Origin of the sequence: Gudongella sp. DL1XJH-153 (assembly GCF_049310905.1) — a bacterium.
Taxonomy (GTDB): Bacteria; Bacillota; Clostridia; order Tissierellales; family Tissierellaceae; genus Gudongella.
In genome coordinates this window covers 1-1,122 of sequence record NZ_JBMEMN010000082.1, presented here as the reverse complement: position 1 = coordinate 1,122, position 1,122 = coordinate 1, and the positions used below count along the sequence as shown (strand labels likewise).

General features: G+C 37.3%; 1 protein-coding gene and 1 pseudogene. Both read right to left on the bottom strand.

The window, feature by feature from the left end; translation table 11 throughout:
* Nucleotides 1–224, bottom strand: a pseudogene (locus tag ACOEN1_RS13440) (phage tail protein); the annotation flags it as partial.
* Between the two features lie 74 nt (nucleotides 225–298).
* Nucleotides 299–784: a Csac_0668 family 2Fe-2S cluster-binding (seleno)protein gene (locus ACOEN1_RS13435; protein ID WP_422487401.1), complete on the bottom strand. Its 486-nt coding sequence runs from the start codon at nucleotides 782–784 to the stop codon at nucleotides 299–301.
* Between the last annotated feature and the right edge of the window lie 338 nt (nucleotides 785–1,122).

The following is a 1,122-nucleotide window of genomic DNA, read 5'->3' as shown; positions in this document are numbered from 1 at the left end:
GCAGCTTCAAGGGTGGATACTTTGTTTTTCTGAGCGTCGATCTCTTTATTTAAGACTTCATTTCTTGCTGTAATAGCCTTGATGGATTTATCTTGCTTATCAAACTGTGAAGTGACCAGATTCATTTCAGAACCCAGCACTTTGAATGTTTGATTGATATCTCGAAGAGAGTTCTTAAATTCTTTCTCACCCTCAACACCTATTTTTAGGCCGAAGTCCGACATAGCGTTCACCTCCTTTGGGGCATGAAAAAAGACACCCATAATCGAGTGCCTTGTAAAAGTATTTATTGATTTATTTATTCTGCTAATGCTTCATCTATAGCTTGTTGAATCGCCTCATGGCAGCATACTCCCAACGGGTTTTTGATTTCACAGTTGGAGTTTCTCATTGCGCCAGTGATAGCTAACACATCTTTCATTTTCTGCGCGCCTTTATCCTTTACAGCTTCTTTCACCTGATCAATCGTAACCTTGCTGCAATAACAAGCATATCTAGGATCTGCTTCTTTCTTAAACCAAATAGAAACTTTTATTTGCTCTTTGCTAAACTGAACTTTATTGTTTTCACTGTAGTAAACAGTATCGCAGTTTTCATTCATGCATATGGAATAATTTGAAGAATCGACAGATGTTTCATACTCATCTTTTACTAAATGTCTCACTGTAACATTTTTTACTTTTTTGCCCTCTTGCTTGCAAATAGGGCACTTGTTAGTATCATTACTAATTATGGTCAAATCTACAATATCGCCACAACAATTACACCCTTTATTTTCTGACATTTTATTCCTCCATTCGTTTTGTCATATACACTATTATATATGACTGCTTCAAATCATAATAGGAAAAATTTACAGAAATTCTGGGATGATTTCGTCAATGTAGCGCTCTTGTTTCGGTTTTGATATTCCGGTGAATTGCTTGTGACACTCCCAAAGGTCCATCAAATAGCCAATGGGCATGAGCCACACTTCATCTTCTAAACGCCTTAAATGGACTGTTCCAAAATAGATAAGTCGGGTAAAGACTTGTTCATCACTTACCCGACCACCTCGTTTTTTGAGTCGTCACTCTCCACATTCCTTTTTGTACCTTTCATCATACTGGCCATGATGGCATT

What these genes read in the sequence shown, in the direction of transcription:
- ACOEN1_RS13435 (WP_422487401.1), bottom strand. Translation starts at nt 784, where the DNA reads ATGTCAGAAAATAAAGGGTGTAATTGTTGTGGCGATATTGTAGATTTG.